Source organism: Saccharopolyspora thermophila (genome assembly GCF_014646075.1).
Lineage (GTDB): Bacteria > Actinomycetota > Actinomycetes > Mycobacteriales > Pseudonocardiaceae > Saccharopolyspora > Saccharopolyspora thermophila.
Map to the genome: position 1 here is coordinate 1 of NZ_BMMT01000012.1, position 25,076 is coordinate 25,076.

23 protein-coding genes and 1 pseudogene are annotated in these 25,076 nt (G+C 71.7%); 11 read left to right on the forward strand and 13 right to left on the reverse strand.

What is annotated here, in order from left to right; genetic code table 11:
* The first annotated feature begins 214 nt into the window (after positions 1–214).
* On the forward strand, positions 215–814 hold the full coding sequence (locus IEY17_RS16730) for a DUF4129 domain-containing protein (protein ID WP_229680238.1): 600 nt from the start codon (positions 215–217) through the stop codon (positions 812–814).
* A gap of 14 nt (positions 815–828) precedes the next feature.
* Here the strand turns inward: IEY17_RS16730 and IEY17_RS16735 are convergent, their stop codons facing one another.
* Entirely contained in the window at positions 829–2,211 is a 1,383-nt protein-coding gene (locus tag IEY17_RS16735) for a serine/threonine protein kinase (RefSeq protein WP_188988785.1), read from the reverse strand.
* A 148-nt stretch (positions 2,212–2,359) separates the two neighbouring features.
* Between IEY17_RS16735 and eccD the strand changes: the two are divergent.
* Both eccD and eccB read left to right on the forward strand, forming a co-directional pair.
* Positions 2,360–3,738 (forward strand): annotated as a pseudogene (gene eccD / locus IEY17_RS16740) (type VII secretion integral membrane protein EccD).
* A 5-nt stretch (positions 3,739–3,743) separates the two neighbouring features.
* Complete coding sequence (gene eccB / locus IEY17_RS16745; RefSeq protein ID WP_188988787.1) at positions 3,744–5,147, forward strand: type VII secretion protein EccB; 1,404 nt, start codon at positions 3,744–3,746, stop codon at positions 5,145–5,147.
* A 61-nt stretch (positions 5,148–5,208) separates the two neighbouring features.
* On the opposite strand, the gene mycP is transcribed toward eccB, so the two are convergent.
* The 3 genes from mycP to IEY17_RS16760 are packed head-to-tail and all read right to left on the reverse strand — an operon-like array spanning position 5,209 to position 7,210.
* Positions 5,209–6,492: a type VII secretion-associated serine protease mycosin gene (mycP, locus tag IEY17_RS16750; protein ID WP_188988789.1), complete on the reverse strand. Its 1,284-nt coding sequence runs from the start codon at positions 6,490–6,492 to the stop codon at positions 5,209–5,211.
* Complete coding sequence (locus IEY17_RS16755) at positions 6,489–6,833, reverse strand: hypothetical protein (protein WP_188988791.1); 345 nt, start codon at positions 6,831–6,833, stop codon at positions 6,489–6,491. Before IEY17_RS16755 ends, mycP begins: the two co-directional genes overlap by 4 nt.
* A 2-nt stretch (positions 6,834–6,835) precedes the next feature.
* A complete protein-coding gene (locus IEY17_RS16760; protein ID WP_188988793.1) occupies positions 6,836–7,210 on the reverse strand; it encodes a YbaB/EbfC family nucleoid-associated protein in 375 nt (124 codons plus the stop codon).
* 155 nt (positions 7,211–7,365) lie between these two features.
* Between IEY17_RS16760 and IEY17_RS16765 the strand changes: the two genes are divergently transcribed.
* Positions 7,366–8,988, forward strand: coding sequence for a hypothetical protein (locus IEY17_RS16765; RefSeq protein WP_188988795.1), 1,623 nt, complete (start codon positions 7,366–7,368; stop codon positions 8,986–8,988).
* A gap of 14 nt (positions 8,989–9,002) precedes the next feature.
* Entirely contained in the window at positions 9,003–9,524 is a 522-nt protein-coding gene (locus IEY17_RS16770) for a hypothetical protein (protein WP_188988797.1), read from the forward strand.
* 94 nt (positions 9,525–9,618) lie between these two features.
* On the opposite strand, the gene IEY17_RS16775 is transcribed toward IEY17_RS16770, so the two are convergent.
* Both IEY17_RS16775 and IEY17_RS16780 read right to left on the reverse strand, forming a co-directional pair.
* Positions 9,619–9,909 (reverse strand): hypothetical protein, encoded by a 291-nt coding sequence (locus IEY17_RS16775; protein WP_229680239.1) that lies wholly within the window; start codon positions 9,907–9,909, stop codon positions 9,619–9,621.
* A 39-nt stretch (positions 9,910–9,948) separates the two neighbouring features.
* Positions 9,949–10,377: a WXG100 family type VII secretion target gene (locus tag IEY17_RS16780; RefSeq protein WP_229680240.1), complete on the reverse strand. Its 429-nt coding sequence runs from the start codon at positions 10,375–10,377 to the stop codon at positions 9,949–9,951.
* A 203-nt stretch (positions 10,378–10,580) separates the two neighbouring features.
* On the opposite strand from IEY17_RS16780, the gene eccCa reads away from it, so the two are divergent.
* The 5 genes from eccCa to IEY17_RS16805 all read left to right on the forward strand — a co-directional run bounded on the left by eccCa (position 10,581) and on the right by IEY17_RS16805 (position 17,752).
* Positions 10,581–14,573: a type VII secretion protein EccCa gene (gene eccCa, locus IEY17_RS16785; protein ID WP_188988801.1), complete on the forward strand. Its 3,993-nt coding sequence runs from the start codon at positions 10,581–10,583 to the stop codon at positions 14,571–14,573.
* 11 nt (positions 14,574–14,584) lie between these two features.
* Entirely contained in the window at positions 14,585–14,902 is a 318-nt protein-coding gene (locus IEY17_RS16790) for a hypothetical protein (protein WP_188988803.1), read from the forward strand.
* Between the two features lies 1 nt (position 14,903).
* Positions 14,904–16,148 (forward strand): hypothetical protein, encoded by a 1,245-nt coding sequence (locus IEY17_RS16795; RefSeq protein WP_188988805.1) that lies wholly within the window; start codon positions 14,904–14,906, stop codon positions 16,146–16,148.
* A gap of 104 nt (positions 16,149–16,252) precedes the next feature.
* On the forward strand, positions 16,253–16,642 hold the full coding sequence (locus IEY17_RS16800) for a VOC family protein (protein ID WP_188988807.1): 390 nt from the start codon (positions 16,253–16,255) through the stop codon (positions 16,640–16,642).
* Between the two features lie 231 nt (positions 16,643–16,873).
* Positions 16,874–17,752, forward strand: a complete 879-nt coding sequence (locus IEY17_RS16805; RefSeq protein WP_188988809.1) for a hypothetical protein — start codon at positions 16,874–16,876, stop codon at positions 17,750–17,752.
* Positions 17,753–17,854: 102 nt separating this feature from the next.
* Here IEY17_RS16805 and IEY17_RS25500 read toward each other — a convergent pair whose 3' ends face one another.
* From IEY17_RS25500 to IEY17_RS16820, 4 genes are all read right to left on the reverse strand, one after another.
* Positions 17,855–18,214 (reverse strand): GGDEF domain-containing protein, encoded by a 360-nt coding sequence (locus tag IEY17_RS25500; protein ID WP_229680241.1) that lies wholly within the window; start codon positions 18,212–18,214, stop codon positions 17,855–17,857.
* A complete protein-coding gene (locus IEY17_RS16810) occupies positions 18,214–19,083 on the reverse strand; it encodes a PAS domain-containing protein (RefSeq protein WP_229680242.1) in 870 nt (289 codons plus the stop codon). Before IEY17_RS16810 ends, IEY17_RS25500 begins: the two co-directional genes overlap by 1 nt.
* A gap of 481 nt (positions 19,084–19,564) precedes the next feature.
* The gene (locus tag IEY17_RS25505) at positions 19,565–19,834 is read right to left on the reverse strand and encodes a hypothetical protein (protein WP_229680243.1); all 270 of its coding nucleotides are present in this window, start codon (positions 19,832–19,834) and stop codon (positions 19,565–19,567) included.
* Between the two features lie 393 nt (positions 19,835–20,227).
* Positions 20,228–21,196 carry a GlxA family transcriptional regulator gene (locus tag IEY17_RS16820; protein WP_188988811.1) on the reverse strand — a complete coding sequence of 323 codons (969 nt, stop codon included), beginning with the start codon at positions 21,194–21,196 and terminating at the stop codon, positions 20,228–20,230.
* Positions 21,197–21,282: 86 nt separating this feature from the next.
* Here IEY17_RS16820 and IEY17_RS16825 point away from each other — a divergent pair, with 86 nt between their 5' ends.
* On the forward strand, positions 21,283–21,477 hold the full coding sequence (locus tag IEY17_RS16825; protein ID WP_188988813.1) for a hypothetical protein: 195 nt from the start codon (positions 21,283–21,285) through the stop codon (positions 21,475–21,477).
* Here the strand turns inward: IEY17_RS16825 and IEY17_RS25855 are convergent, their stop codons facing one another.
* From IEY17_RS25855 to hrpB, 3 genes are read right to left on the reverse strand one after another with little or no spacing between them, the layout of a single operon-like run.
* Entirely contained in the window at positions 21,478–21,687 is a 210-nt protein-coding gene (locus tag IEY17_RS25855) for a DUF2268 domain-containing putative Zn-dependent protease (RefSeq protein ID WP_268240368.1), read from the reverse strand. It abuts the gene before it with no gap.
* Positions 21,675–22,364, reverse strand: coding sequence for a DUF2268 domain-containing putative Zn-dependent protease (locus IEY17_RS25860; protein WP_268240369.1), 690 nt, complete (start codon positions 22,362–22,364; stop codon positions 21,675–21,677). The genes IEY17_RS25855 and IEY17_RS25860 overlap by 13 nt, the downstream gene beginning before the upstream one ends.
* A 57-nt stretch (positions 22,365–22,421) precedes the next feature.
* Positions 22,422–24,830: an ATP-dependent helicase HrpB gene (hrpB, locus tag IEY17_RS16835; protein ID WP_188988815.1), complete on the reverse strand. Its 2,409-nt coding sequence runs from the start codon at positions 24,828–24,830 to the stop codon at positions 22,422–22,424.
* Between the last annotated feature and the right edge of the window lie 246 nt (positions 24,831–25,076).

Consider the following 25,076-nt stretch of genomic DNA (forward strand, 5'->3'; position numbering starts at 1 on the left):
GCCCGCCGACGCTGCGACGTCCTGTTCGCCATGCTCCGCAACAAGACCCTCTACCAGCCAACCCGCCCCACAACCCAACCCCCGGCACCCCCAGCCGCCGCTTGACAAAACCATAGGAACACCCCCCCCGGACCGCGGGTCGGGCGGGAGCTACACCGTCCGCAACGGCGATGCGCTGGCGTGGCCGGAGGTGGCCGTCGAAGGAGTGGGCTGGGTGCCGCTGGACCCGAGCGGCACGGTCACCGCGGCGGGCCCGGCCCCGGTTCGCGGGCTCGCCGCGGCAGCCGAGGAGGTACGCGCGGCGCTACCACCTCCCGAACAGCTGCGTGACGCGCCGGTAGCACCGGAACCGGCCGCGTTGGTGTCTGGTGCCGCGGACGGCTGGTCGTTTCCGTTGTGGATCCTGCTCGTGGTGCCGCTGCTCGTGGTGCCGCTGTGGGCGGCGGGTGTGCCGCTCGCGAAGGCGTTGCGTGCGTGGCGGCGCAGGCGCAGGCCGGGCGTGGGCGCCGTGGTCGGCGCCTGGGAGGAGGCACGTGACCGGCTGCGCGCCTACGGGATTCCGGTGTCCGCGGGTATGACGGTGCGGGACCTGGCGTCGGCTGTCGCGGCCACCGACGGCGCTGTCGCGGAAGGTCTCCGGAATCTCGCCGCGACGGTGGACGTCGCGTTGTGGTCCGGAGCCGGACCGGAACCGGACAGCGGCGAGCGCGCCTGGGCCGCGGTCGATGCGGTGCGCCGGGGCCTCGGGCGCCGCGGCGTGCAGGCCCGCATCCGCGCCGCGCTCAATCCGACACCCCTGCGCGCCCCACGCTGACGTTTCACCTGGGTTCAGGTGGTGCAGGTGGCGTCTCGGATCGGTTTGGCCTGGCTTTCGTACACCCCGGCGCTGGAGGCGCCCTGGATCTGGAAGCAGTATTGGAGGACCGGGTCGATCCGCAGCCGGAGCCGGGTGTCGCGCCGCACGAAGATCGTGTCGGAGGGCTGCCCTTCGGGCGCGACGATCACCGCGTAGTCAAGCGGCTCGCTGCTACGCCACGACAGCTCGACATGGTCGCCCTTGTCCACCGGGTCATCGAGTTCGAGGCGAACGGGCGGTGGTGCGGGCTGCACGGGTGCGGGCCCGGCGACCGGCGCGGAAGCGACCGGCACGTCGAGCTTCGCGGGCTGGCTCACCAGCAGGGCGACCAACGCGACGGCCAGGACCGACAGCACGCCGACAGCGGCGATGACGATGCCCGCGCGCGGCTTTCCCCGGGCCTTGTCGTTCGGCCCGAACTGCACGAGCAGCTCACCCCTCGGCCGCGGCGGGACCGCGGTGGGGGGCCCAGCGGGTAACGCGGTCGGCTCGGCAGGCGGCTGCCGGACAGCGTTGCCGGGCACCGCACCACCGAAGTCGTCGAACGCGGGTTGTGCCGGCACCGGCCCGATCATGGCGCCGAGCCGGGCGGCGACCGTCGCCGCGTCGAGCGGACGCGCGTCGGGGTTCTTCGCCAGCAGCGCCGAAACCAGCTGGGCGAGCCCGGCCGGCAGGTCGGCCCGCTCCAGCGCGGGCACCTCGCCGCTGAGCGCACGCAGCAGCCGCGCGTCCACCGGCTCGCCAGGACGTCCCTGGTGCGGCGACGAACCCGACAGCGCGAAGTACAGAACCGCGCCCAGCCCGTACAGATCGGTCCGCTCGGTGCGGGTGCCATCCCGCAGGGTTTCCGGCGCCAGAAAGTCGACACCAGCGGACACCTCGCCGGGGAAAGCACGGCGCAACGTGAGGCCGAAGTCGGCGAGCACCGGCTCCCCCGAAGGGCGGAACAGCACGTTGCCCGGGGTGACGGCGCCGTGCACGAGCCCGGCCGCATGTGCGGCCGCGAGCGCGGTCGCCAGCGCGCTGCCCAGAGCGAGCACGTCGGGAATGGTGAGCGGCCCGAACGAGGCGACGAGCTCCGGCATCGACTGGGCGCACAGCTCCATCCGCAGCGCGCAGCGGCCGTCGGGCAGTTCCTCGACGCGGTCGGCCACCACAACGCCCGCCCGCGCGCGCAGCTCGGCAAGCCTGCGCAGTTCGGTGTCGAGTTCGCTGCGTGTGCGCCGGTCGATCGGTCCCGGATAGATCTTCAGCGCGAACGCCGCACCGCCCTGCTCGTCGACGCTCGCGAACACCGTGGCAACCGGTCCCTCGCCGAGGGGAACGAGTTCGTCGTCTTCGGGGGATGTCGTCATCGCGGTGGTCATTCTGGTGCCGTTCCGTCGTGTCCGGTAGCTGCCGTGGCCGTTTCGCTACCGCGCTGGCGCGCTCATCGTAGAGACCGACGGTTCCACAGGGGGTTCGGCGGCAGCTTGCTGCCGCCCATCCAGAAGGGGCACGCGGATGACGACGAACCTCGTCAGGGTGACCATCGACGCGCCGGCTCGCCGCATCGACCTCGCGTTGCCGGAGCGCTCGTCGGTGGCCGAAATCCTGCCGGGGCTGCTGCGCCGCGCGGGCGAGAGCCTGCCGGACGACGGCGTCACCGACGGCGGCTGGCTGCTGCGCCGCACCGACGGCACCGAGCTCGACCTCGGCCGGACTCTCGGCACGCACGGGATCCGCGACGGCGAGATCCTGCACCTGGTGCCCCGGCGCCTGCACTGGCCCGAACTCGAGTACGACGATCTCGCCGACACCATCGCGCAGGGAGCCGGGCGCACCGGCCGCCTGTGGGGTCCTGCGCACACGCGCGCCGCGGGGCTGCTGGTCGGGTCATTGGCCGCCCTGCTGGCGCTGCTGGCGGTGGTGCGGGCCGGGCCTGCGTGGGGCACGGCGGCCTGGGTCGCTCTGGGGTTCTGCGCCGCGCTGCTCGCGGCGGGGACCGCGCTGGCCCGGGCGCTGGGAGACGCCGGTGCGGGCGCCGTCATCGCCGCGCTGGCGTTGCCGTTCGCCTTCACCGGCGGCGGGCTGCTCCTCGGCAGCGGGCCGCCGCCCGCCGCATTCGGCGCACCGCACGTGCTCGCCGGATGCTCGGCGCTCGTGGTCGCATCGGCACTCGGCTATGCCGGCGTGGTGGAACGCGCCGAGCTGTTCCTCGCGGGCATCACCGTTGGCCTGGTGGGTGCGCTCGCGTCGTGGCTGGCGACCACACAGGCACTGGACGGCGTGGACGGGGCGGCGGTGGCTGCCGTGGCAGTGCTGCTGTTCTCGCCGCTGTTCGGCCCGCTGACGATCCGGCTGGCCAGGGTCCCGATGCCGGTTCTCCCCCGCAGCACGGCCGATCTGGTGCGCGACGATCCGCAGCCACCGCGGCACGCGGTGTACGCCGCGGTGCTGCGCGCGGACCAGCTGCTGACCGGCATGATCGGTGGCGCGACGGTGGTCACCGTGCTGTGCGTGTTCGTCATCGCGCAGGAGGCGAGCACCTCGGTGATGGTGCTGCTGTCCGTGCTGTCGGCGGGTTTCTGCCTGCGCGCCCGTCTTTATCCGGCCCTGCGGCACCGGGCGCCGCTGCTGCTTGCGGGCGTGTCGAGCGGGGGTGCGCTCGCCGCCGGACCCGTCATGGCCGCTACGGGGGCCTGCTCGCCGTCACCGCACCGGCCCTGATCGCCGTGGGCGGCCTGGCCGTCCTGGCCGGGCTCACCCACAGCAGGCGGCTGCCCAGCCCGTTTCTCGGCCGGTCCGCGGAACTGCTCGAGGTCGTGATCGTGCTCGCCTGCGTGCCCGTCCTGTGTGCCGTGCTGGGTCTGTACGGGCTCGTGCGCGGGCTTGGCGGGTGACGGCGGTGGCTTCCAAACGGGATTTGCTGCAGGCGCACCAGTTCCTCGCCCAGCGGGTCATCTCGGCACTGGTGACGAGAGAACCGGACCCGGAGCAACCGCCGTTTCGCCGTCCCGGCAATGCCGCGATCGGCAGCATCGTGCTGGGCATCGTGGCGCTGGTCGCGGTCGGGGTGTACGGGCTGATCAACCCGGGCGGGAACACCGCCTGGCGGGACCGGCCCGCGGTGATCGTGGCGAAGGACACCGGGGCTCAGTACGTCTACCTGGACGATGTGCTGCATCCCGTGGAGAACTACGTGTCGGCGCTGCTGGCGCTGGGCCAGCACGCCGAGACGATGTCGGTGTCGAGCGAGTCGCTGATGGGGGTGCCGCGCGGGCCGCGGATCGGCATCCATGACGCGCCGGACACGCTCGCGGCACCGGAGGAGCTGCTCACCGGAGGCTGGAGTCTGTGCTCCCGGCCCGTCCCGGACCCCAGTGGATCCACTGTGGACGAGTCGGTGCTGCTGGTCGGGACGGGAGCATCTGGGGGCGCCCCGCTGGGCGACGCCGCGCTGCTGGTCGAGGTTCCGGCCAGCGGTGACCAGTACCTGATCTGGAACGGCTACCGTCACCGGATCCGCCAGTCCGACACCGTCACCGTGGGGCTCGCGCTGCGGTCCGCACCGAAGGCCAGGACCGGCATGCCACTGGTGGACATCCTGCCCTCGGGCGCACCGATCGCACCGATCAGGCTGGCCGACGCGGGCGCACCGTCGTCAGCGGTACCCAGGCGCACGGACCTGCGCGCGGGACAACTGCTCGTCGTGGAGACGTCCGCAGGACGCGAGCACTACCTCGCCGAAGTCGACCGCCTCCGGCCGATCTCGCCGCTGCAGTACGACATCCAGCGTGCCGACCCGGACACCCGGCGCGCGTACGGGGGCGGGCAGCCCGTCGGCATCCCGCTCGACCCGGCCGAGGCCGCCGAAGCCCGCCGGGCGCCCGCCGCGGAAGCCGGCCCCGGCGCAGCACCCAGGGTGCGGCCCCGTTTCGTCGGCGGGAACACGATCTGCGCCACCTACGAACCGGCCGCTGCCACGCCGACGGTGCACCTCGATCCCCGCATGCCCGACGTGGCGACGGTGGCCACCACGCGCACGACGGCTCACGGGATGCCGATGGCCGATCGCATCCACGTCGAGCCGGGCCGGGCCGCGCTGGTCGAGGTGATGCCGAGCGCCGAGGCGTACGCGGGGACCCTCGTGCTGGTCACCGACCAGGGCCGGGCGTATCCGCTGGCTTCTCCGGCCGTGCTGGACATCCTCGGCTACGGCGGTGTGCGACCCGTTCGGCTGCCCGCGGGCATCGTCAGCCGGGTCCCGATGGGCAGCGGCCTCGACCCCGCCAACGTACGCAGCGGCTGAATGCCCGCTGCCGAAACCCGGCCGTGCGAGAACGGCCGGGCTCGGTGATTCCGGTGACCGGTCAGCTGTCCGCCGGTGGCGGCGGCACCAGGAACATCTCCTGCGGCAGGTCCTCGCGCGCCGGCTCGGCCGGCGGGAGGGCGGCGCGGCGGGGGTGCCAGCGCGTCCGCCGTCCCCGAACCACCACCAGCACCGCCACCCCGCCCAGCGCCACGCCCGCCCCGGTGAGGATCGCCGCGGTGCGGGCGTTCGAGGTGCTGGCGTCCCACCAGGCGGAGACGCGCAGCCGCGCCGCGTCCGGCACGGGATGCTGCACCGGTGGCAACGGTGCGGGCGCCGCATCGACGAGGCCGTCGGTCAGCGCTCGATACGGGTTGACCAGCCCGGCGCCATAGGCGGCGCTGTCCCGGCCGCCCGGCGCTGGGGTCGCGGTGGCGAGAATCCGCTCGACGACCTCCTCGGCGGACAGCTCCGGCCAGGCCGACCGCACCAGCGCCGCGGTGGCCGACACGAACGCCGCGGCGAAGCTGGTCCCGTCCCGGTACTGGTGTCCGCCCGCCCGGGCCGCACTCAGCACACCTCCGCCCGGGGCCACCAGGTCCACCTGCGGCCCGATCTGCGAGCTCGGCAGCCGGGTACCGGACATGTCCACCGCACCGACACCGAGCACCCCGTCGTAGCCGGCGGGATAGGTCACGGGGCCTGGCGCCGTGCCCTGCTGCGCGTTGCCCACCGCTGCCACCACGACGATGTCCTTCTCGACCGCGTACCGGATCGCGTCGCGCACGTAGTGGTTGTCGAGTCCTCCCGCGACGGACAGGTTGATGACGTCAGCACCGTGATCGGCCGCGTACCAGATGCCCCTGGCGAGCACCTCCGGGTCGATGGCCTGCGCGGCGCCGTCGGCCACGTCCCGCTCGCTGACGCGCACCGGCAGGATCGTGGCGTCCGGGGCCAAACCGGCGAACCCGATGCCGTCGACCGGGCTGGCGGCGATGATGCTGGCCACGGCCGTGCCGTGCGAGACGCAGTCGAAGTTGCCCGGCAGGTCCCCGACGAGGAAGAAGTCCTCGCCGCGCAGGACCTTTCCGGGTTGCCGTAGCTGCGGATGGTCGGCGTCCACTCCGGAGTCGATCACGGCGACCACCACCCCGACACCGGTGCCGTGCTGCCACACGGCCCGCGCGTCGAGCGTCTTCTGCGCCCAGGGCAGCTCGGTGACGGTGGGGCTTGCCGGATCGACGTCACCGCACGCGCCGGGCGGTGGTGCGGCCCGTGCCACACCGGGGTTGACGAGGACGGCCGCCGCGAACGCGACGGCCGTCACCAGTCTACTGGTCCTCATCGCCACGTGGACGTTTCCTGGTCGTTTGTCCCGGTCAGCCTCCGGACCGAGCTGGTTCCCTGGTGCTCCGCCGCGAGGTAGTCCCGGACGCAGCCCAGCGCGTCGTCGCACAGTCTCCCGTACGAGGTGGGAATGGCATCGGCGTTGGCCATCAGCTTCTCGGCGAGCGGCTGGTACTTCTCCAGGAACGCCTGGGCGAGCCCGTCGTGGCCGAAGCCGGACTGGGCGGCCTGGATCGCCTTCTTACGGCTTTCCCATGCGCTGCCGAACGCCTCCCCGGCGGCCCGCAGCCGGTTGATGCTGCGCGTGACGGCGTCCGGGTCCATGTCGTAGTCCGCCATCGCTACGCCCCCTCGATCTTCTCGTTGAGATGGTGGAGGAACGGATCGGTGTGCACGTCGGTGTTCTCGAACTTCGCGTTGGGTGGCAGGTACTGGCGGGTGATCTCGAACAGCTGCTCCCGGGACTGCTCGACGGCGTCCCTGATCGTGTCCACAATGGAAGCGGCGAGGGCCTGGGAGTCCGTCGTCCGGTAGATCCGCGGATCGAGGTGCAGCTCGCTCACCTCGCCCCGGCCGACCACGGTGGCCCTGATCAGGCCGTCGGGGGACTCCGCGGTCGCCTCAATGTCGGCGATCCTCGTCCGGATGTCGAACAGGTCGTCGCGCAGTCGTTCGTAGTCCGCCCTTCGCCGGGCCACGTCGATCCTCGGTGCCATGGATTCTCCTTGGGGGAACGGGATTTCAGCGTCACACGCGACAACCCTGGCCGGACGGCTGCTGACCTCTTCCGGCCACCGGCCCCCACGCCGCCACCGCCGACACGACACTCGGGTGCGGCGTGAGATCGGTCGACGGTCGAGGGAGTGCTGAGATGGCCGAGGCAGCGGGAGGCGGCGGCAACGCTGGCGGCGGGGGCGGTGCACCGGCTGGGTCCGGCGGTGGCGGCGGCCAGTCCGGCGGTGGCGGCGGGTCGGCTCCCGCCGAGTCCAAGCCCGCCGAGTCCAAGTCTGCGGACCCCAAGCCTGAGTCGAAATCCGCGGAATCCAAGCCTGCGGAGTCCACACCGGCGGACTCCAAGCCCGCCGAGTCGGCACCTGCCGAATCCAAGCCTGACGAGTCCAAAACCGCGGAGTCCAAGCCCTCAGGCGACCAGCCCCCGGGGTCAGAGGGGCAACGGACTTCCGAGGAACAGCCTGCCGGGCAGGGCAAAGGTGCCGACAACACGCAGGAGAAGGGCACCGGAACCCAGCAGCCTGGCAGCCACGAGTTCGATGACCGCGTGACGGCCGAGGCCCCGCTGCCGGACTCGGATCCGGCCTCCATGCGTGCCGCGGCGGACAACCTTCGCGCGTCGGGGACTCGCGATGCTCCGGAAGCCGCCGACGAGGCCGACCGCGCGGCACGCGACCTCGGGGAGAACTTCGGCGGAGAACCGGGAAAGCAACTCACCACGCAGGTGGCCAAGCAGGCCGAGCAGACCCGGGCGGTCGGCCAGGACAGCGGCAGGCTTGCCGACGACGTCGATCGCGCCGCCGACATCGTCGAGAAGACCACGCAGGAGCGCAAGGCCGACCTCGATCACGGCAGGTCCATCTACGCGATGGCCGACACCCTGCCGCCGGGCGAGGACATCGTGGCGAAAGAACGCACGGTGGCTGACGCCGTGCGTCGCGGTCACGACGTGATGGATCAGGCCCGCAGGGAGATGCGGGACACCGTTGGCGGTTGGGCGGACGGCGCGCGAAACGCCGCCAACGCCGCTCCGCCGGCGGCACCGGGTGCGGGTCAGGCGACACCCGCAGCCGGAACCGCTCCGCCGGCGGCGTCGGCAGCGGCTGGCGCGCAGGGCACTGTCCGGCAGGCCGGCCAGAAGCTGGACGAGGCCCAGACCTCCCTGGCACAGGCCGGCGACTGGGACGACTTCATGGACCCCCGCACCGAGAACCCCGTCTACCGCGAGTTCCGTCGGCTGGTCAACGAAACCGGGGAGCGCGTGCGGGAGGCGGGCCGGTGGTTGCTGACGGTCGAGCCGGAAGGACCGGATGCCGACATCACCCCGAAGGGGCCCGGCCCCGGTGGCGGGGTCGCCAGCATCGAAGCGGAGGCCCTCGCCGACCACGGCAAGTGGCACGCCTTCGGTGGTGCGGTCAACGGCGAGTACTCGGCCGGGGCTTACGGGTCCGGCCAGCTGAACATGCCGGACTCGGAGGATCCCCTCCTCGAGGCCGACGTGCAGCTGGGCGCGAAGGCGAACCTCGACGAGATCAACGTGGTCGACGCCGGGCCGCTTTCGGTGTCCATCAAGCCGGAAGCCCGGGTCGGCCCCGGCGCGGGCCTGGAGCTCAACGTGCAGGAGGAGAACGGACAGCTGAGCCTCAAGGGTGAGGGCTCGGCGTCCCCGATCGTCGGCGGCGGACTCGGCCTGGACGTCAAGGTCGACCTGAACGAGCTCAACCAGAGCCTCGAGTCCATCCGGCGCTCCATCTTCGGCTGACCTGGGAGGAACGCATGGCAGCGCCGGGATCGATCGAGTTCCCGCTCCCCGCCCGGTGGCACCCCGTGTCACCGGGCGAACTGAACCTCGACGTCGCGTTTCTCGCGATCAGGCTCGACACCCACGGCTCGGGCTTCACCGCCACCGTGGTGATCGAGGGCATGACCCTGGAACCGGGCTCGTCGCTGACCGACCTGGCCGACCATGCCGCGGCGGCGCAGCCGACGGGAATCGTGATCAGCCGCTCGGCCTGGGAGGGCCCCCGCGGGCCGCGGCTGCGGCAGGTGCTGCGCCTGACCGACGGGGCCGGCCCGAGACTGCGGTGGTTGGTGCGGGTGGAGGAGTACGCCGTCCTCCAGGAGGGCGGTCTGCCCACCGGACTTCCCGTGCTCCGCGCGACGTCGACCGCCACGCTCGAGCAGGCCGAGGCGATCGCGACCGACTTCGAGCTGATGGTGTCCGGCCTCGATTCGGACTCACCCACGGCCGACCGGACGGCCGTCCAGCGGCACCACCACCCGGCGCACGGGACGTGAGAGGTCGAGGAAGCGACAGCGGGAAACTCCCTCGGACAACGACAAAGCACGTCCCGGAGCGCTTCGGCGCACCGGGACGTGCCGATCAATGCCGTCAGGAACCCAGTCGGCTGCAGCAGCGCTGCACCGCGGCCATGTTCTGCTGGTTGCAGGTCTGGACACCCTGGTTCATGGCCTGCATCAGCTCCTGGCCAGCAGCCATGACCTGCTGGCAGGCCCTGCTGATCTCGGCGAACTGTCCGCCCGCCTGGTCGAGCCAGTCTGCCTCGCCCATCCCCGACACCTGGCGCCAGGAGTCAATCGACTGCTGAACGCCCTGGACGCAGCTGTTCATGTTCATCGACAGGGCGTCCAGCGCGCCGAACATCGCGAGTTTGCGAGTCACGGTTCACTCCTCTCCATCATGCGTGTTGTCATGCGGCGCTCACAGGGCGCGCAGCACCCCGGCGAACGCGTAGCTCTCACCGGAAGACCCCTTGTCGTCGTCGGAGTCACCGCCACCGTCGTGGTCGCCGCCACCGTGGGCGCCATCGAGGCCACCGTCGTCGATACCGCTGAAGCAGGAGGCACCCTGCTGGTCGACGTCGAGGTAGTCGTTCAAGGCGAAGTTGGTGTCGTTGCCCAGCTTCTCCAGCTTCTCGCACAGGTTCTTGATCGCCTTGTCCCACTTCCGGTGCGCGACGAGCAGCGCCCGGGACTGGTCCATGTTCCACTGGGCGGGGATGACGGAGTTCACCTCACCGTCCAGCTTGCTGCGATGGCCTTCGATTTCCTGCACGACCACCGCCGCCATCTGCACCACTCGAGCGAGTGTTTCCGTATTGGCGTCCAGCAGACCGCCACCAGCATTCACCGGATTCTCCTTCCCTCCACACGGCTCACGCCGTCCACAGTGCTGCCGCGCGGAACCCGCGGCAGGGTGCGGGCACGATCGGACGCTAGCCGTGTCACCGCCGTCGGCAGGTGCGCACGGCACGTTCCTGCCACGCACGCCGTTGGTCCACCAGGTCGCGATGACAATCGCTGGCATCAGTGCACGGGCAAGAAGGGATCGTCATGGCCGCGGTCGTGGTGCGTAGGCCGGTTCGCCGGCCCGCTCCGGAGCAACCCTCCGGTGAGCTCGTCCTGGACCCGCCGCCCGAGATCCCGCAGCCGTCCGGCAGGCCGTGGACGCAGGTTTTCATGGTGATCCCGATGATCGCCATGATGGCCGCGATGGCGCTGATGTTCTCCGGAAACTTCGGGCAGGGCAACGGAGTTCTGCGGCTGGTGGTCCTCGGTCTCTTCGGCGTCGGCATGCTGGGCATGCTCGCGGTCACCCTGATCAACTCCTCCGGTCCCAGCAAGCGCGAGATGGGCCAGGAACGCCGGAGCTATCTCCGTCACCTGGGACAGCACCGGCTGCGGCTGACCCGCGCGATCCACCAGCAACGCGACGCCATGGTGTACCTGCATCCGGAACCGGCGGCCCTGCTGTCCCTCGTCGCGAGCTACCGCCTGTGGGAACGCCGCCCGGTCGACGCCGACTTCGGGGTCGCCCGCATCGGCACCGGTGCACAGCGCCCGGCGATCACGCTCGTGCCACCGGAGGCCAAGCCGCTGGAGCGGTTGGAGCCGCTGTCCGCGCTCGCGCTGCGCCGGTTTCTCACCACGTACTCGGCCATTCCCGGGCTGCCGCTGGCCATGGCGGTCAACGGGTTCAACCGGATCTACGTCCACGGTGACCGGGACCGGTCGGCGGCGCTGGTCCGTGCGGTGCTCGCGCAGCTCGCGTCGTTGCACGCGCCGGACGATCTGCGGATCGCGGCCTGCCCGGGCGCTGACGCGCAGGCGCAGTGGGAATGGCTCAAGTGGCTGCCGCACGCCCTGCATCCGGAGCGGACGGACGCCGTGGGGCCGCTGCGGCTCGTGGCACCCTCGATCGTCTCGATCGAGGCGATGATCGACGACCTGCTGGGCAAGCGGACGAGGTTCGACCCCGCGGTCGACAATCGGGAGGCGATGCCGCACGTCGTCGTGGTCCTGGACGGGGGTTCGACCGCCGGCTCGGACGCCCTCCTGGCGGACGGCGGGCTCGAAGGTGTCACCATCATCGACCTGCGCTCCCCGCCGCCCCGCGCTCTCGACCCGGCGACCATCGTGTTGCGGGTCGGGCAGGACGGCGCCCTCGCCAGCGAAACAATCGACGGCGCGGTCGATCTCGGCTGGGCCGACGCGCTGGATGTGCCGGCGGCGGAAGGCATCGCCCGCCAGCTGGCACCGCTGCGGACGACCGCGGGTCGGCTCGGCGAGCAACCGATGAACACCGACCTCGACCTCGCCGAGCTGCTCGGCATCGGCGACCCCCGCACGTTCGACCCCGCCGAAACGTGGGTGCGGCGACCGACCAGGGACACCCTGCGGATCCGGTTCGGCATCCGGCCCGACGGGACGCCGGTCGAACTGGACCTGAAAGAGTCCGCCCAGGACGGGATGGGGCCGCACGGCCTGCTGATCGGCGCCACCGGGTCCGGCAAGAGCGAACTGCTGCGAACCATCGTGCTGGCGCTGGCGGTGACCCACCCACCGAGCTCGCTGAACTTCGCGCTCGTCGACTTCAAGGGCGGTGCCACGTTCGCCACGCTCGACAAGCTCCCGCACACCAGCGCGGTCATCACCAACCTCGCCGACGAGCTGCCGCTCGTGGACAGGATGACCGAAGCGATCACCGGCGAGCTGCTGCGCAGGCAGGAACTACTGCGCGCGGCCGGCAACTTCACGTCGCTACGCGAGTACGAACGGGCTCGCGCCACCGGCGCTCCGCTGCCCGAGGTTCCCACCCTGCTGGTGATCTGCGACGAGTTCAGCGAACTGCTGTCCGCCAAGCCCGACTTCATCGACATGTTCGTGCAGATCGGCCGGGTCGGACGGGCACTGGGCGTGCATCTGCTGCTGGCCAGCCAGCGTCTGGAGGAAGGCAGGCTCCGGGGTCTGGAAACCCACCTGTCGTACCGGATCGGGTTGCGCACCTTCTCGGAAGTGGAGAGCCGCAACGTGCTCGGCGTCGGGGATGCCTTCAAGCTCCCGCGCGCACCGGGTCATGGATTCCTCAAAACCGACGACGGACCCATGATCCGGTTCCGCTCGGCGTACGTCTCGGGGGTGCACCGCGCGCCGGAGGTGAGCACCGGCGAGCCGGGCGACGACGGTGCTGGCGAGTTGCTCGAGTACTCCACGCAGTACCTGCCGCCCGCCGTCGACGCGGGCGAGGCGGCGGAGGCGCCGGATGACGAGGACGCGGTCGGCGAAAGCCTGCTGGACATCATCGTCGAGCGGATGCGGGGTCGCGGCACGCCCGCGCATCAGGTCTGGCTGCCGCCCCTGGCCGAGTCGCCCACGCTCGACCGGCTGCTGCCCGGCCTGGTCCGCGACGACGACCGCGGGTTCGGCTGCACGCACGAGGAGCTCGCGGGAGCCCTGCGCGCCGTCATCGGGATCATCGACCGGCCGATGGAACAGCGCCGCGATCCACTGGTGCTGGATCTGTCCGGATCGGCGGGGCACGTGCTCGTGATCGGTGGGCCGCGGTCGGGCAAGAGCACCGCGCTGCGGTCGATCATCACCAGCCTCGCCCTGACCCACACACCGCGCGAGGTGCAGTTCTACTGCCTGGATTTCGGCGGCGGCACGCTGACCTCACTCCGCGGCCTGCCCCACGTCGGCGGCGTCGCGGGCCGGCAGAACGTCGGCGCGGTACGGCGGACGATCGCCGAGCTGCGGGCTTTGATCGCGCAGCGCGAGCGCACCTTCGCCGAAAACGAGATCGACGGAATGCAGTCCTGTCGTCGGCTGCTGCGCGCTGAAGGAACAGCCGTCGACGCCTGGGGTGACGTGTTCCTCGTCATCGACGGCTGGGCGACGCTGCGTACCGAGTTCGAGGACCTGGAGGCGGTCGTGGCCGACATCGCCGCGCGCGGCCTCGCCTACGGCGTCCACGTGATCGTGTCCGCTGCCCGCGTGTTCGACCTGCGCATGAACATCAGGGACCTGTTCGGCAGCAAGCTCGAGCTGCGCATCGGCGATCCGGTCGACAGCATGGTCGACCGGGCGTCGGCGATCAAGGTTCCGGAGGGCGCGCCGGGCCGTGGTGTCACGATGCACAGGCACCAGATGCTGATCGCGCTGCCGCGGATCGACGGCGTCGACGATCCGGCTGATCTCACGCGCGGGGTCCGCGAGCTGGTGGAGACGGTGTCCTCGGCCTGGCACGGCCCGCCCGCCCCCGCCGTGCGGCTGCTGCCCGCGACGGTGCCGTACGAGGAGCTGGTCGGCTCCCACGACGCCGCCGCGCACCGCCTGGCGGTGGGTATCGCCGAACACGACCTCGGCGCGGTGCACCTGGACTTCGCCTCGGACGCCCACCTGGTGCTCCTCGGAGACACCGAAGCGGGTAAGACCACCTTCCTCCGTGCACTCACCCGAGCCATCGTGGACAGCTACGAACCCAGGCAAGCGCGCCTGATCGTCATCGACCACCGACGCGGCCTGCTCGGCGACGTCGAGTCCGAGCACCTCATCGGCTACGGCACGGATCGGGACTCGACGTCCCGGCTGATGCGGCAGGTGGCCGGAGAAATGGCCGTGCGACTGCCGGGACCGGACGTCACACCGGAACAGCTGCGGGAACGCAGCTGGTGGCAGGGGCCCGAGCTGTTCATCCTGATCGACGACTACGACCTCGTGGTCAACCAGCTGGACAACCCGTTCCTGCCGCTTTTGGACTTCCTCCCCCAGGGCCGCGACATCGGGATGCACGTCGTGCTGGCCCGCCGCACGGGAGGCGCCAGCCGAGCGCTGTTCGAACCGTTCATCTCCCGGCTGCGCGACATCGGATCACCGGGCCTGCTGATGTCCGGGGACAAGGACGAGGGCCCGCTCCTGGGAGGGCTGAAACCCGAACCGCTCCCGCCGGGCCGGGCGTGGCTGGTCGGCAGGCGGCATCCTGCGCGGCTCGTCCAACTCGCCTGGCTGCCCCAGGCCCAGCACCTGTCGCCGACCGAGAGCGGGTGAACGGAGATTCCATGTGCGAGTCACGCCAGGAAATGCACGGAGACCCGGAGGCGATGCGGCGTTTCGTCGAGCAGCTCGTCGACCTGGACACGGCAGCGGTCCTCGAGCCGCCTGGTGCGCCCTGCCCGGGCGGCATGCAGGCATGCGCGAGGTTCACCGCCGCTGATGTGGCCTCGACCCGGGCGCTCGCCAGCTTCCTCGCCGAGACCGGTGCCGCCATCGCGGCGCTGCGGGCGGCGGCGGCCGAAGCGGCGGAGGACTACCTGACCACGGACCGGGTGGGCGCGCACGCCGTGGTGGGCGCCGTGTTCGTTGTCGTGGAGGACTGACGTGGACTACGCGCGGTTGCCGGCCATCGTCCAGTTCGCGCTGGTCGACGTGGAGGTCCACACCCATCTCGCGCGGGTCGAGCAGGCCAGCCGGATGTGGCGGACGATCGCGGCGGAGCTACGCGAGGTGTCCGACTCGCTGCGGCACGAGCTGGATCGTCTGCAGCAGCACTGGAAAGACGCGACGGGCGTCGAGTTCATCCGCCGAGCCGCGGGACGCAGGGCGGCGATCGATGAGCTGCTCGAGCGGATCGAGGAGCACCGACCGTGGCTGGCCCTCGATGATCTGGCCAGGCAACTGGTGATCTGCCAGGCCAGGATCACCGGCGCGGTGGAGCGGTCCGCCGACGCGAGCCACCAGGAAGCGGCCGCTGACCTCGAGGAGCTCGATCGCTACTTCCATGCGGCCGCCGAGGCGGTGCTCGCCGCGGCCGGTGTCAGCCTCGCCGCGAACGGTCCGCTCGCCGACGGATGTTGTTCGGGACCCGGCGTGACGGGCCCCGTGCTCGCGGGCGGTCTCGGCCCGAACCTGGCACCGCACGTGGCTCTGGATTCCGGCAGCGGTTCCATGCTGCCGCCCGGCAGCGTCTCGATCCCGGGCCTGCTCGCCGTTCCGAGCTCGGCCGGCGGCCGGTACACCCCGCGCGGCGGGGCAGGCGGCAGCCCGGCGGAACCACGCTCCACGGCAGGCGCACCGATCGACGCGAGCTCGTCCGGCCCGCGGACCACCGCGGGTGGCTCCCTGCCTGATGCGAGCAGCCCGGACATCCCAAGGAGGATCGAACAGGTCGCCAATCCCGTGCCGCTCACGGGACCACCCGCCGCGCCGGAGGCCCCTCAGCCTCCCGAACGGCCCACCGGGACGGCCCCGGGCACGAAGGCCGCCTCCGCAGGCATGGTCCCGCCCATGATGATGCCGCCGATGATTCCCGGGACCGGCGGACCGGCGACCGGTAGGCGGTCAGGCGCCACCCGCTCCCTCGACGGTGCACGACGGACGAGGACCACCACCGCCGTGCCAGGTGTTCCATCACGGCTGCGGGGGAGATCGGCACTGGCCGACCCCGTCGGCAGCGGCTACCGACCGGTCGCCATGTCCGGCACCAGGAACACCGCGAACGAGCCCGCGCAGCAGGCCCTCGACCACGAGGTGTGGCAGGTCGCGAATCCAGGCGCCGCGTCCCCCGTGAAGCCCGAGGTGGTGCAGACCGAGCAGCCGCGCAGACTGCGCCGTCCGCGACACTGACGGTGAACCAGCGATCACACCTACAATGCACTGCGGCCCCACCAGGGCCGCGCGCGGCGTGGTTCGGGGCGCGGGAGACCCGCTTCGTGACCGGGAGGTCCTGGATGACCAGCAAGTTCACCGAGCTTGCCATCGACTGTGCCGATCCCCGCGGTCTCGCCCGGTTCTGGTGCGCCGTCCTCGGCTACGAGGTGCTGGACGAGGACGACGAGCTTGTCACGATCGGCTCCCCTCTGGTGCCGGAAGGCAGGAACCGTCTCGGCCCGGTGCCACCGACGTTGACCTTCGCGCGCGTGCCCGAGGGCAAGACCGTCAAGAACAGGCTCCACATCGACGTCAACCCGACCGACAGGGAGCAGGACGACGAGGTGCGCCGCCTGCTCGACCTGGGTGCTCGACACGCCGACGTCGGCCAGACCGGCGAGGAGAGCTGGGTCTGCCTTGCCGACCCGGAGGGCAACGAGTTCTGCGTCCTCGCGGGCCGCCACCCCTGATGGAGCCCGCACACCGCGCCGGACCCACGTCCTCGCCCGAGCCGGAGCACGATCGGACTCGGCTGGGGGCGATCTGTCCACACTGGTCGACGCGAACTCCACCCCGCAGCCGATCATCCCCGCATCGCCGAACGCCAACTCCGACACGACCACGAACCACGGCGAACAGACCAGCTCCGGCGTCCTGAACCTGCCAACCGCGGGACGCCTCCCCGATCCGACGAGTAGGACATGACCATGCGCAACCACGTGCGGCTCGGTACCGCAGCCCTGATCCTGTTCAGCCTCGCCGGTTGCGGCGCTCCGGAGGCGCCGTCGGCCAGTTCACCCTCGCCCGCGCCGAGCATCCCGGCGCCACCGCCCACCCCGGACCAGGTGGAGTGGCTGAACACGTTCTGCCAGGCGACCGAGGTGTTCATCCAACCCCCGGAACCGCCAGCGGACCTCCACGACGAGTTCGTCGCGATGGACCTGTCGTCCTACCTGAGCTCGGTGAACACCGCGCTGGACGATGTGGAATTCCAGACCTTTAGTCTGGCTCCCGAGGCGTTCCCGCGCGGTGCGGAGCTGATCGACTCCTACTCCAGGGCGGCCGAGCGGGTGGGCGCCAAGGTCGACGGGTACGCGAGCCAGTACGACGCTGCCGAGGACATGCTGCGCGGATGGGTCGCCGAGACCTCCTCCGCGCTCGCGACGCTCAGGCCGGACGGGCTCGACCTGCCCACGTTGATGGCCGAGAACCGCACCGTCGCCCAAGCGCACCAACAGGCCGAGAGCTGCCATCCCGCGAAGGACGAGGGCACGCCCTCGGCCACGCCGGTCGAGCTGCCCCCGGCCCGGGACGGGGAGAACCTGGCCGCCTGCGCCGACGGGATGTGCGAGGTGCTGGTCACCCCCACGGCCGTGGTCGCGGCACCTCGGGCGTACGGGTTCACGCTGATGCGGGTGCGCAGGATCACCGACGGCGTGATGGAGATCGGCGCGAAGTTCGAAGGCGGGTCGATCACGTCGCCGCTGCCAACCGGGCGGTCCACGATCATGAACGGCATCGAGATCAAAGCCGTGGCCGTGGGCGACGGCAGGGCCGTCCTGAGCCTCTCACCCGCCTGACCCGCCGGAACCCCGACGGACAACGACGGCGAGGGGGCCAGGCCCTCATGAGCGCCTACGTGGCGCGCTGAGCAAGCCGCGAGGCAGTGGCCCGGCCGGTCGTCAGACGCGTTGCCGCTTGCGGCGGTACATGTCCTGGTCGGCGGCGTGGATCAGGTCCGCGCCACGAGTGGTCGGGTCGGCCGTGGCGGCGAGGCCGACGCTCGCGCGCATCTCCACCGCGTTGCCGAACACGACGACATCATGCCGCAGGGACTGCTGGAGGCGATCGCGGAACGCTTCCGCGGCCCGGCGATCGGGCACGTGCGCCAGGACGGCGAACTCATCGCCGCCGAAACGGGCCACGGTGGCCCCGGAACCAGCGGCGCGCAGCAGAGCGTCCGAGGCCGCCCGAAGCAGTTGATCGCCCGCAGCGTGCCCGAAGCAGTCGTTGACCCGTTTGAGTCCGTCGACGTCAACCATCAGCAGTGCCAGCGCTCCCCGGCCTCGACCAGCCTCGCGAGGCCGTGGTCGAGTCGATCGGTGAGCAGGACACGGTTGGCCAGCCCGGTCAGCGCGTCGTGCAGCGCGTGGTGCGCGAGGTGCTTGTTGCGCATGCGGCGGTCGCCGATCTCCTCGTACTGGCCGACCAGGTATGCCGGGCGGCCGTCCGGTCCCGGTACGGCGCTGACGCGGACGAACACCCACACTGGGTACCCGGCCTTGTGGCGGAAGCAGATCTCCACGCTCGCCGTGTCCCGCCGGGATTCGATCAGGTCCTGGAAAACCCCGCACCCCACGTCTCCGGGGTAGGTGAGCTCAGTGGGGTGTGTGTTGAGCACGTCGTCGCGCGAGTACCCGAGCAGTTCGCAGAACGCGGCATTGACCTCCGTCCACCGGCCCGTGGTGTCGAGCAGCGCGATCCCGATCGGCGCGCGGTCGAACGTCCGTTGCCATCGAAGCGCGGTTTCGTGGCGCTCCGTGGTTTCCTGGGCGTAGGTCGCGACATACAGCGGCCGCCCCTCGTCGTCTCGGATGACCGAGGCGTGCAGCAGGAGCCAGATGATCCTCCCGTCGGAACGGAGGCACCGGAACTCGCGAACCGCCTCGCCGCTGGGATCGGCGAGCACCTCGTCGAAAAGCGTGGCATCCGCGAGATCATCGGGATTGATGAAGTCGGTCCGGTGGTGGCGGACGAGGTCGGCGCGGTCGTACCCGAGCAACTCGCACAGCGCGTCGTTGACATAGCGGAAGCGTCCGTTCAGATCGAGAACGGTCGTCGGGCACGCGGACTGGTCGAAGATGCTCTGCCACAGGAACAAGTCACCACTTGTTATGCCCAGCGCCGACATAGCCACACGGTAGCCGCACCTGACCAACCCAGAATTGCCCCGAATGGGCGACATGTCGGCGTCACGTGGTCATCTTCCCGCGCGGTGCGGCACGGCGTCGTCGACGCCCGGCCCGGATCACCGCGCCGGGGTGACGCGACAGCGCTGTGGTCCGGCCTCATGTGCATGTTGCTCAGCCACTCCGAGTACCTGCATCATGCGGCTGATCACCAGGCGCGGCGAACCACATTTCCTTTTCGGATCTCGCCGACCATCATGCCCCTCGGTCAACGCGGCGCCGACTGGAGCGGACGGGCGCCCACCGACCCGGTGTTCCAGCGACCGAAGGTTGTCCACACTGGATGTTCCCAGATCTGGGTAGATTCGGGATTCTTCGGGCGGGGTGCGTGGGGTGAGAACCTGGTCTGCGGCTCGCTGGTGTACCGCTACGATCCCCGCGTGACGGTGGCTTCGGCCGCGGTCGGCCGAAGCCCCGGTCCGCTCAATTGACGTAGACGTCCAGTTGCATCCCCATCTGCCGGTGGTTGCCGACCGGGCACCAGAAGTCATAGATGCCGCGGGACAACGTCACGGTGAGGTCGGCGGAATCGCCGGGCTGCACCACGGGTGTGCGCGCGTTCGAGACCCCGGGACCGTTGATCTGCAGGGCGTGCGGCGCTCGCCCCATGTTGACGGCCCGGAACGTGAAGCGGCCCGGTGGGAACATCGCGGGCTGCTCCAGCCGGTAGTCGACCATCCTGACGATGACCACACCGCCGCCACCACCTGTTGGATGGACGCTCGGGGCCGGTTGCACCGCGGCGGCCGTACCTACGCTGACACAGAGGGCCGCCGCCAGTCCGAGAACGGCGACCAGGACCCCCAGAGCGGTCCGCTTGGTGGCACGGGACTTTCTGTCGAGAACCTCGGCGTGCATTGCTCCACCCCCCTGGAGTTCCTGCATCAAATGCCGTGGCCGGTCGGGAAAACCATTGCCCGTCCGGTGTTTCGACGCTGCCAAGCAGCAACCCCAGCGTAGGTCCGCCGCCCGCCGCGCGGGAACCGGACGCGCGGTTGCTGTGGTGGTTCGGCGCGGCAGAGGACATTCTTGCCGGAGAAGGGGATGGGGCTGGTGTGACCGCCGGGCCTCGGCGGGGTTCCCGCGTCAGCCGGGGGTGAGGGCTGCGGTCCGCGAGAAGGTGCGCCGGTAGTCGCTGGGGGTGATGCCCACCGCGCGGCGGAAGTGGTGGCGCAGGAGCGCCGCGGTGCTGAACCCACACCGGCGTGCGATCTCGTCCATCGCCAGGTCGGTGTCCTCCAGCAGCCGCCGCGCGAGCAGCACCCGCTGGGTGACCAGCCACTGGTTCGGCGTCGTGCCCGTCTCGGCGACGAAGCGCCGCGCGAAGGTCCGCTGCGACATCCGCGCCCGGTCGGCGAGGTTGGCGACCGTGTGGTCGGCGTCCAGCGTCTCGCTCATCCAGCTCAGCACCGGTTGGAGGCTGTCGCCGGAGCACTCGGGGACGGGCAGGTCGATGAACTGCCGCTGGCCACCGTCACGCTGCGGTGGCACCACCATGCGGCGGGCGATCGCCGTCGCCGCGGCGGCGCCGATCTCCCGGCGCACCAGATGCAGGCAGGCGTCGATGCCGGCCGCGGTGCCCGCGCTGGTCACCACGTTCCCGTCGTCGACGTACAGGACGTCCGGGTCGAGCCGGGCGGCCGGAAAGCGGCGGCGGAATTCCGCCGCCATGTGCCAGTGCGTCGTGCACGGCCGCCCGTCGAGCAGCCCGGCGGCACCGATCACGAACGCCCCGCTGCACACCGACAGCAGGGTGGCACCGCGGTCCGCGGCGCGGCGCAGGCGGTCGAGGACCTCCGCCGGGTACTCCTCCCGCACCCGGCAGGCGGGCACGGCGACGACGTCGACATCATCCAGCCCGTCCAAGCCGTGCTCGGGAACCAGGCTCATGCCCACGGACGTGGTCAGCGGCGCACCGGGCCGCGGCCCGCACACCCGGAACTCGATCGGCGGGACCCCGTCGGCCGTGCGGTCGAGGCCGAACACCTCGCACAGCACGCCGAGCTCGAACGGTGCGGCACCGTCGAGCACGACGGCCGCGACGCTTCTGAGCACACCCCCACCCTACGTGGCAGGATTTTGCCGCACAACGGCACGGCTGCCACTGTTGGCAGGAAATGGCGCCTCCCACACTGGGTGCCATGAACACACCGCTGCAGGACAGACCCACCCGGAAGCGGCTCGACAGGGTCCGGCGGTACATCGCGGTCCAGAACTGGCTGTGGTCCCGCCACCTCGCGGCCCTGCAACCCTGGGAGCAGGACACCGAAATGTGCTGGGTGCGTAACCCGATCACGCGCCGCTGGGAACTGCGCGGCGGGCTCCTCCCGCGGTGATCAGGCGTTGGTGGGCACCCCCGCGTTCGCGAGGATCTCCCGTGCCGACAGCGCGACGCTCTGGGCCGCGGACAGCCCGGAGACCGCGCAGTGAGCGTCCACAATGCGCAGTCCTGCCGCATACCCCGCGAAGTCCGGCAGCCCCACGGGCTTTTGGCCCCACAGCCGTGCCGTGGCGTCGCCGTGCACGTAGGCGGTCAGGTTGTGCATCCCGTCACGTCGATCCCGGCGACGACCTTCTCGTAGGCGGCTTGCAGTTCGGGGCCGCGCAGTTCGGTCGCCCAGTGTCCGAGCGCCTGCTCACCGAACAGCTCCCGCACGAACGCCTCGGCCAACCCCTCGGCGACGACCTGCTCCCCGACCGTCACGGTCACCGGATTCCAGGTCACGTTGGCGTACCGCACGTTGTGGTGGAGTTCGTGCGCGGCGGCGTAGCCGATCTTCGCGAGACTCGTCGCGGTCGGCCACATCACCAGCAGCACCACGCCGGGGAACCCGCCCAGGCCGAAGTAGCCGCGGCTGCGGACGGTCAGGTGCTCGTCGTCGGGGTCGCCGAGCACCACGAGCACGTGCAGTTCGTCGGCGTGCCTGATGCCGGGCGCCGCGCTGCGCAACCGGTCCCACCCCGCGGCGAGGCAGTCGCGGACCCGACTCCACACCCCGGCCTCGCGCATCTCCCGCAGCGCGGCCGGGTAGCGCGGATCGTCCCGGTCCAGCCGAAAACCGGCGCCCTGCTGGTGCATGGCCACGACGTCCCCGCCGCCCACCGCGGACATCACGCGGTCGAGCGGGGCAAGCATCTCCCGCAACGCGTCAGGCCGCTTCGCCACCGGGAGGTCCAGCAGCGCGGCCATGGTGGATGCGGTGTCGTGCACAACGATCTCCATGACCGAGAAGCTAGGGCCTCACGTCGCGTGAGGGTCAAGGCGCGCGCAGTGCCGGGGTCACCTGGTGCGGCGGGTGGGGATTGCCGTCGTGGGGTCCTCCGGCCAGGGGTGCTTCGGGTAGCGACCGCGGAGTTCCGCCCGGACCTGCTGGTATCCGTTGCGCCAGAAGGAGGCCAGGTCGGACGTCACCGCCGCCGGGCGGCCCGCCGGGGACAGCAGGTGCAGCACCACCGGGACCCTGCCGTCGGCGATGCGGGGCACATCACGCCAGCCGAACACCTCCTGCAGCTTCACCGGAAGGACCGGCCGGTCGGATTCGTAGTCCACCCGGATGCGCGACCCGGACGGGACCTCGATGCGGTCCGGGGCGAGTTCGTCCAGCCGCCCCACCGCCGACCAGGGAACCAGTCGCCGCAACGCCTCCTCCGCCGGGATGCGCAGGTCGGCGCGCCGCCGGGCGGCGGACAGCTCCGGCTCCAGCCAGTGGTCCACCGCGGACAGCAGGGATTCATCATCGGTGGCGGGCCACGGGTCGCCCAGAGTCGCGTGCAGGAAACCGAGGCGCCGCCGCAACCTCCGGGCGTCCTCGGTCCAGCGCAGCAGTTCCAGCCCCTCGGCGCGCAGGCCCGCCACCAGGGCGGCGCGGATCTCGGCCGGATCCGGGTCCGGGACCGGCCGCTGGCCGAGCGTGATCGCGCCGAGGCGTTCGACGCGGACCGCACGCACGTCGCCGTCGGACCAGCCCACCTCGTCGGTGGTCTCCAGCAGCGCGGGCGCGGCGCGGCGGGCCAGGTCCTCGTCGGCGGGAGCAGCGAGCCGGATCGTGCCGGACGCGCTGCCCGGCGAGCGGTCGGCGACGGCCACCGCCAGCCACTCCGATCCGCGCAGCGGTGAACCGGCGGGCAGTTCGACGGCCGTGCCGGAAGCCATCAGGTACACCGCCGAATCCGCCGACCGGCGCCGGGCCAGGCGTTCGGGCTGCGCCAGCGCCACCACCAGCGCCGCGTCGCCCCGAGATTCGGTGCCGCGCACCGCGCCTCGCAGTCTGCGCACCTCGCGACGCCACCGGTCGGTGCCCGCGGTGCCGCGGCGCAGCCTCGCGAGGGCGGTGTCCACATCGGTCTCACTGGTCAGCTGGTCGTTGTCCAGCAGCGCCACGACTTCGGCCGCGATGTCCGCTCCGGCCAGGTCCGCGCCGTCGAGCAGCGCGCGGGCCAGCCGCGGATGCAGGCCCAGCTCGGCCATCCGGCGTCCCCGCTCGGTAACCGCACCGGATGCGTCCAGCGCGCCGAGGCTGCGCAGGACCTCACGCCCAGCGGCGAGCGCCCCGGCGGGCGGCTGGTCCCACCACGCCAACGCCGCCCCGTCCGGCGTTCCCCAGCACGCCAGTTCCAGGGCGAGGCGCGTCAGGTCGGCCGTGCGGATCTCCGGTTCCGGGAAGGCGGGCAACGTGCTGTGCTCGTGCTCCGGCCAGCAGCGGTACACCACGCCCGGGCCCTGTCGCCCGGCCCGGCCGGCGCGCTGCTCGGCGACCGCGGCCGACACGCGCACCGTGGCCAGCCCGGCCAACCCACGTCGTGTGTCCACTCTGGACACACGGGACAGGCCAGAGTCGACGACGGCGCGCACGCCCGGGACGGTCAGGCTCGATTCCGCCACTGCCGTCGCCAGCACCACGCGACGGCGGTCGCCCTCCCGCAGCGCACGGTCCTGCTGCGCGTGGGGCAGCCGACCGTGCAACGGCAGAACGTCCACATCGGACTCGGCGGCGAGGTACCCGGAAACCCGGCGGATCTCGGCGGCTCCGGGCAGGAACGCCAGCACGTCACCGTCCTGCTCGGTCAGGGCCGTGCGCACCGCCCGCGCCACGCAGGACTCGATCCGCTCGCCGCGGCCCGGCGGCAGGTACCGGGTGCGCACCGGGTGGATCCGCGCGTGCGCCTCCAGCACCGGCGCACCGCCGAGCAGGTCCGCGACCCGGTCGACGGCCACCGTGGCCGACGTCGCCAGGACCCGCAGGTCCGGCCGCAGCCCCTCCCGGGCGTCCAGCAACAGCGCCAGCAGCAGGTCCGCGTCGAGGTGGCGTTCGTGGCACTCGTCGAGCACCACCACGTCGACGCCGCCCAGCTCGGGATCCGCCTGCAACCTGCGCACCAGCAGCCCGGAGGTCACCACCTCGACGACCGTGTCCCGGCCGCGCCGCCGCTCGCCGCGCACCGAGTAACCCACGCGCTGCCCCACGTCCTCGCCGATCAGGGCCGCCATGCGCTGCGCCGCGGCCCGGGTGGCCAACCGCCGCGGTTCGGCGACCACGACCCGCAGCCCCTCGGCGGCCAGCGACAACGGCACCAACGTGGTCTTGCCGGTACCGGGCGGGGCCACGAGCACCGCGGTGCCGTGGTCGGCGAGGGCGGTGGCGACGTCGTCGAGGACGGCGCGCACGGGCAGGTCGGGGAGGTCGAACATGGCGACCCCATCCTGCCATGCGACGGGTACCGCCCGAGCAGCCTCGTCGAGGTGTCGGTTCGCGGGACCACCACGCCCCGCTGGCCGCAGGTCACCGAGGGCATCCACCCCACATTGGTCACATTGGACAGTCAACAGCCGTTGCGCCGCGCAGCGCGCACACCACCGCACGCCGCGGGCCCGGCGCCCGCGGCCGGCCAGGCGCACCCGCGCACGACTCGCCGAGTTGCACCCGGCATCCGAGCG

Excerpts from the sequence above, each read along its gene's own strand:
- IEY17_RS16735 (WP_188988785.1), bottom strand. The coding sequence starts at position 2,211 with ATGACGACATCCCCCGAAGACGACGAACTCGTTCCCCTCGGCGAGGGA.
- mycP (WP_188988789.1), bottom strand. The coding sequence starts at position 6,492 with ATGAGGACCAGTAGACTGGTGACGGCCGTCGCGTTCGCGGCGGCCGTC.
- IEY17_RS16755 (WP_188988791.1), bottom strand. The coding sequence starts at position 6,833 with ATGGCGGACTACGACATGGACCCGGACGCCGTCACGCGCAGCATCAAC.
- IEY17_RS16760 (WP_188988793.1), bottom strand. The coding sequence starts at position 7,210 with ATGGCACCGAGGATCGACGTGGCCCGGCGAAGGGCGGACTACGAACGA.
- IEY17_RS16765 (WP_188988795.1), top strand. The coding sequence starts at position 7,366 with ATGGCCGAGGCAGCGGGAGGCGGCGGCAACGCTGGCGGCGGGGGCGGT.
- IEY17_RS16770 (WP_188988797.1), top strand. The coding sequence starts at position 9,003 with ATGGCAGCGCCGGGATCGATCGAGTTCCCGCTCCCCGCCCGGTGGCAC.
- eccCa (WP_188988801.1), top strand. The coding sequence starts at position 10,581 with ATGGCCGCGGTCGTGGTGCGTAGGCCGGTTCGCCGGCCCGCTCCGGAG.
- IEY17_RS16790 (WP_188988803.1), top strand. The coding sequence starts at position 14,585 with ATGTGCGAGTCACGCCAGGAAATGCACGGAGACCCGGAGGCGATGCGG.
- IEY17_RS16800 (WP_188988807.1), top strand. The coding sequence starts at position 16,253 with ATGACCAGCAAGTTCACCGAGCTTGCCATCGACTGTGCCGATCCCCGC.
- IEY17_RS16805 (WP_188988809.1), top strand. The coding sequence starts at position 16,874 with ATGACCATGCGCAACCACGTGCGGCTCGGTACCGCAGCCCTGATCCTG.
- IEY17_RS25500 (WP_229680241.1), bottom strand. The coding sequence starts at position 18,214 with ATGGTTGACGTCGACGGACTCAAACGGGTCAACGACTGCTTCGGGCAC.
- IEY17_RS16810 (WP_229680242.1), bottom strand. The coding sequence starts at position 19,083 with ATGTCGGCGCTGGGCATAACAAGTGGTGACTTGTTCCTGTGGCAGAGC.
- IEY17_RS16825 (WP_188988813.1), top strand. The coding sequence starts at position 21,283 with ATGAACACACCGCTGCAGGACAGACCCACCCGGAAGCGGCTCGACAGG.
- IEY17_RS25855 (WP_268240368.1), bottom strand. The coding sequence starts at position 21,687 with ATGCACAACCTGACCGCCTACGTGCACGGCGACGCCACGGCACGGCTG.
- IEY17_RS25860 (WP_268240369.1), bottom strand. The coding sequence starts at position 22,364 with ATGGAGATCGTTGTGCACGACACCGCATCCACCATGGCCGCGCTGCTG.
- hrpB (WP_188988815.1), bottom strand. The coding sequence starts at position 24,830 with ATGTTCGACCTCCCCGACCTGCCCGTGCGCGCCGTCCTCGACGACGTC.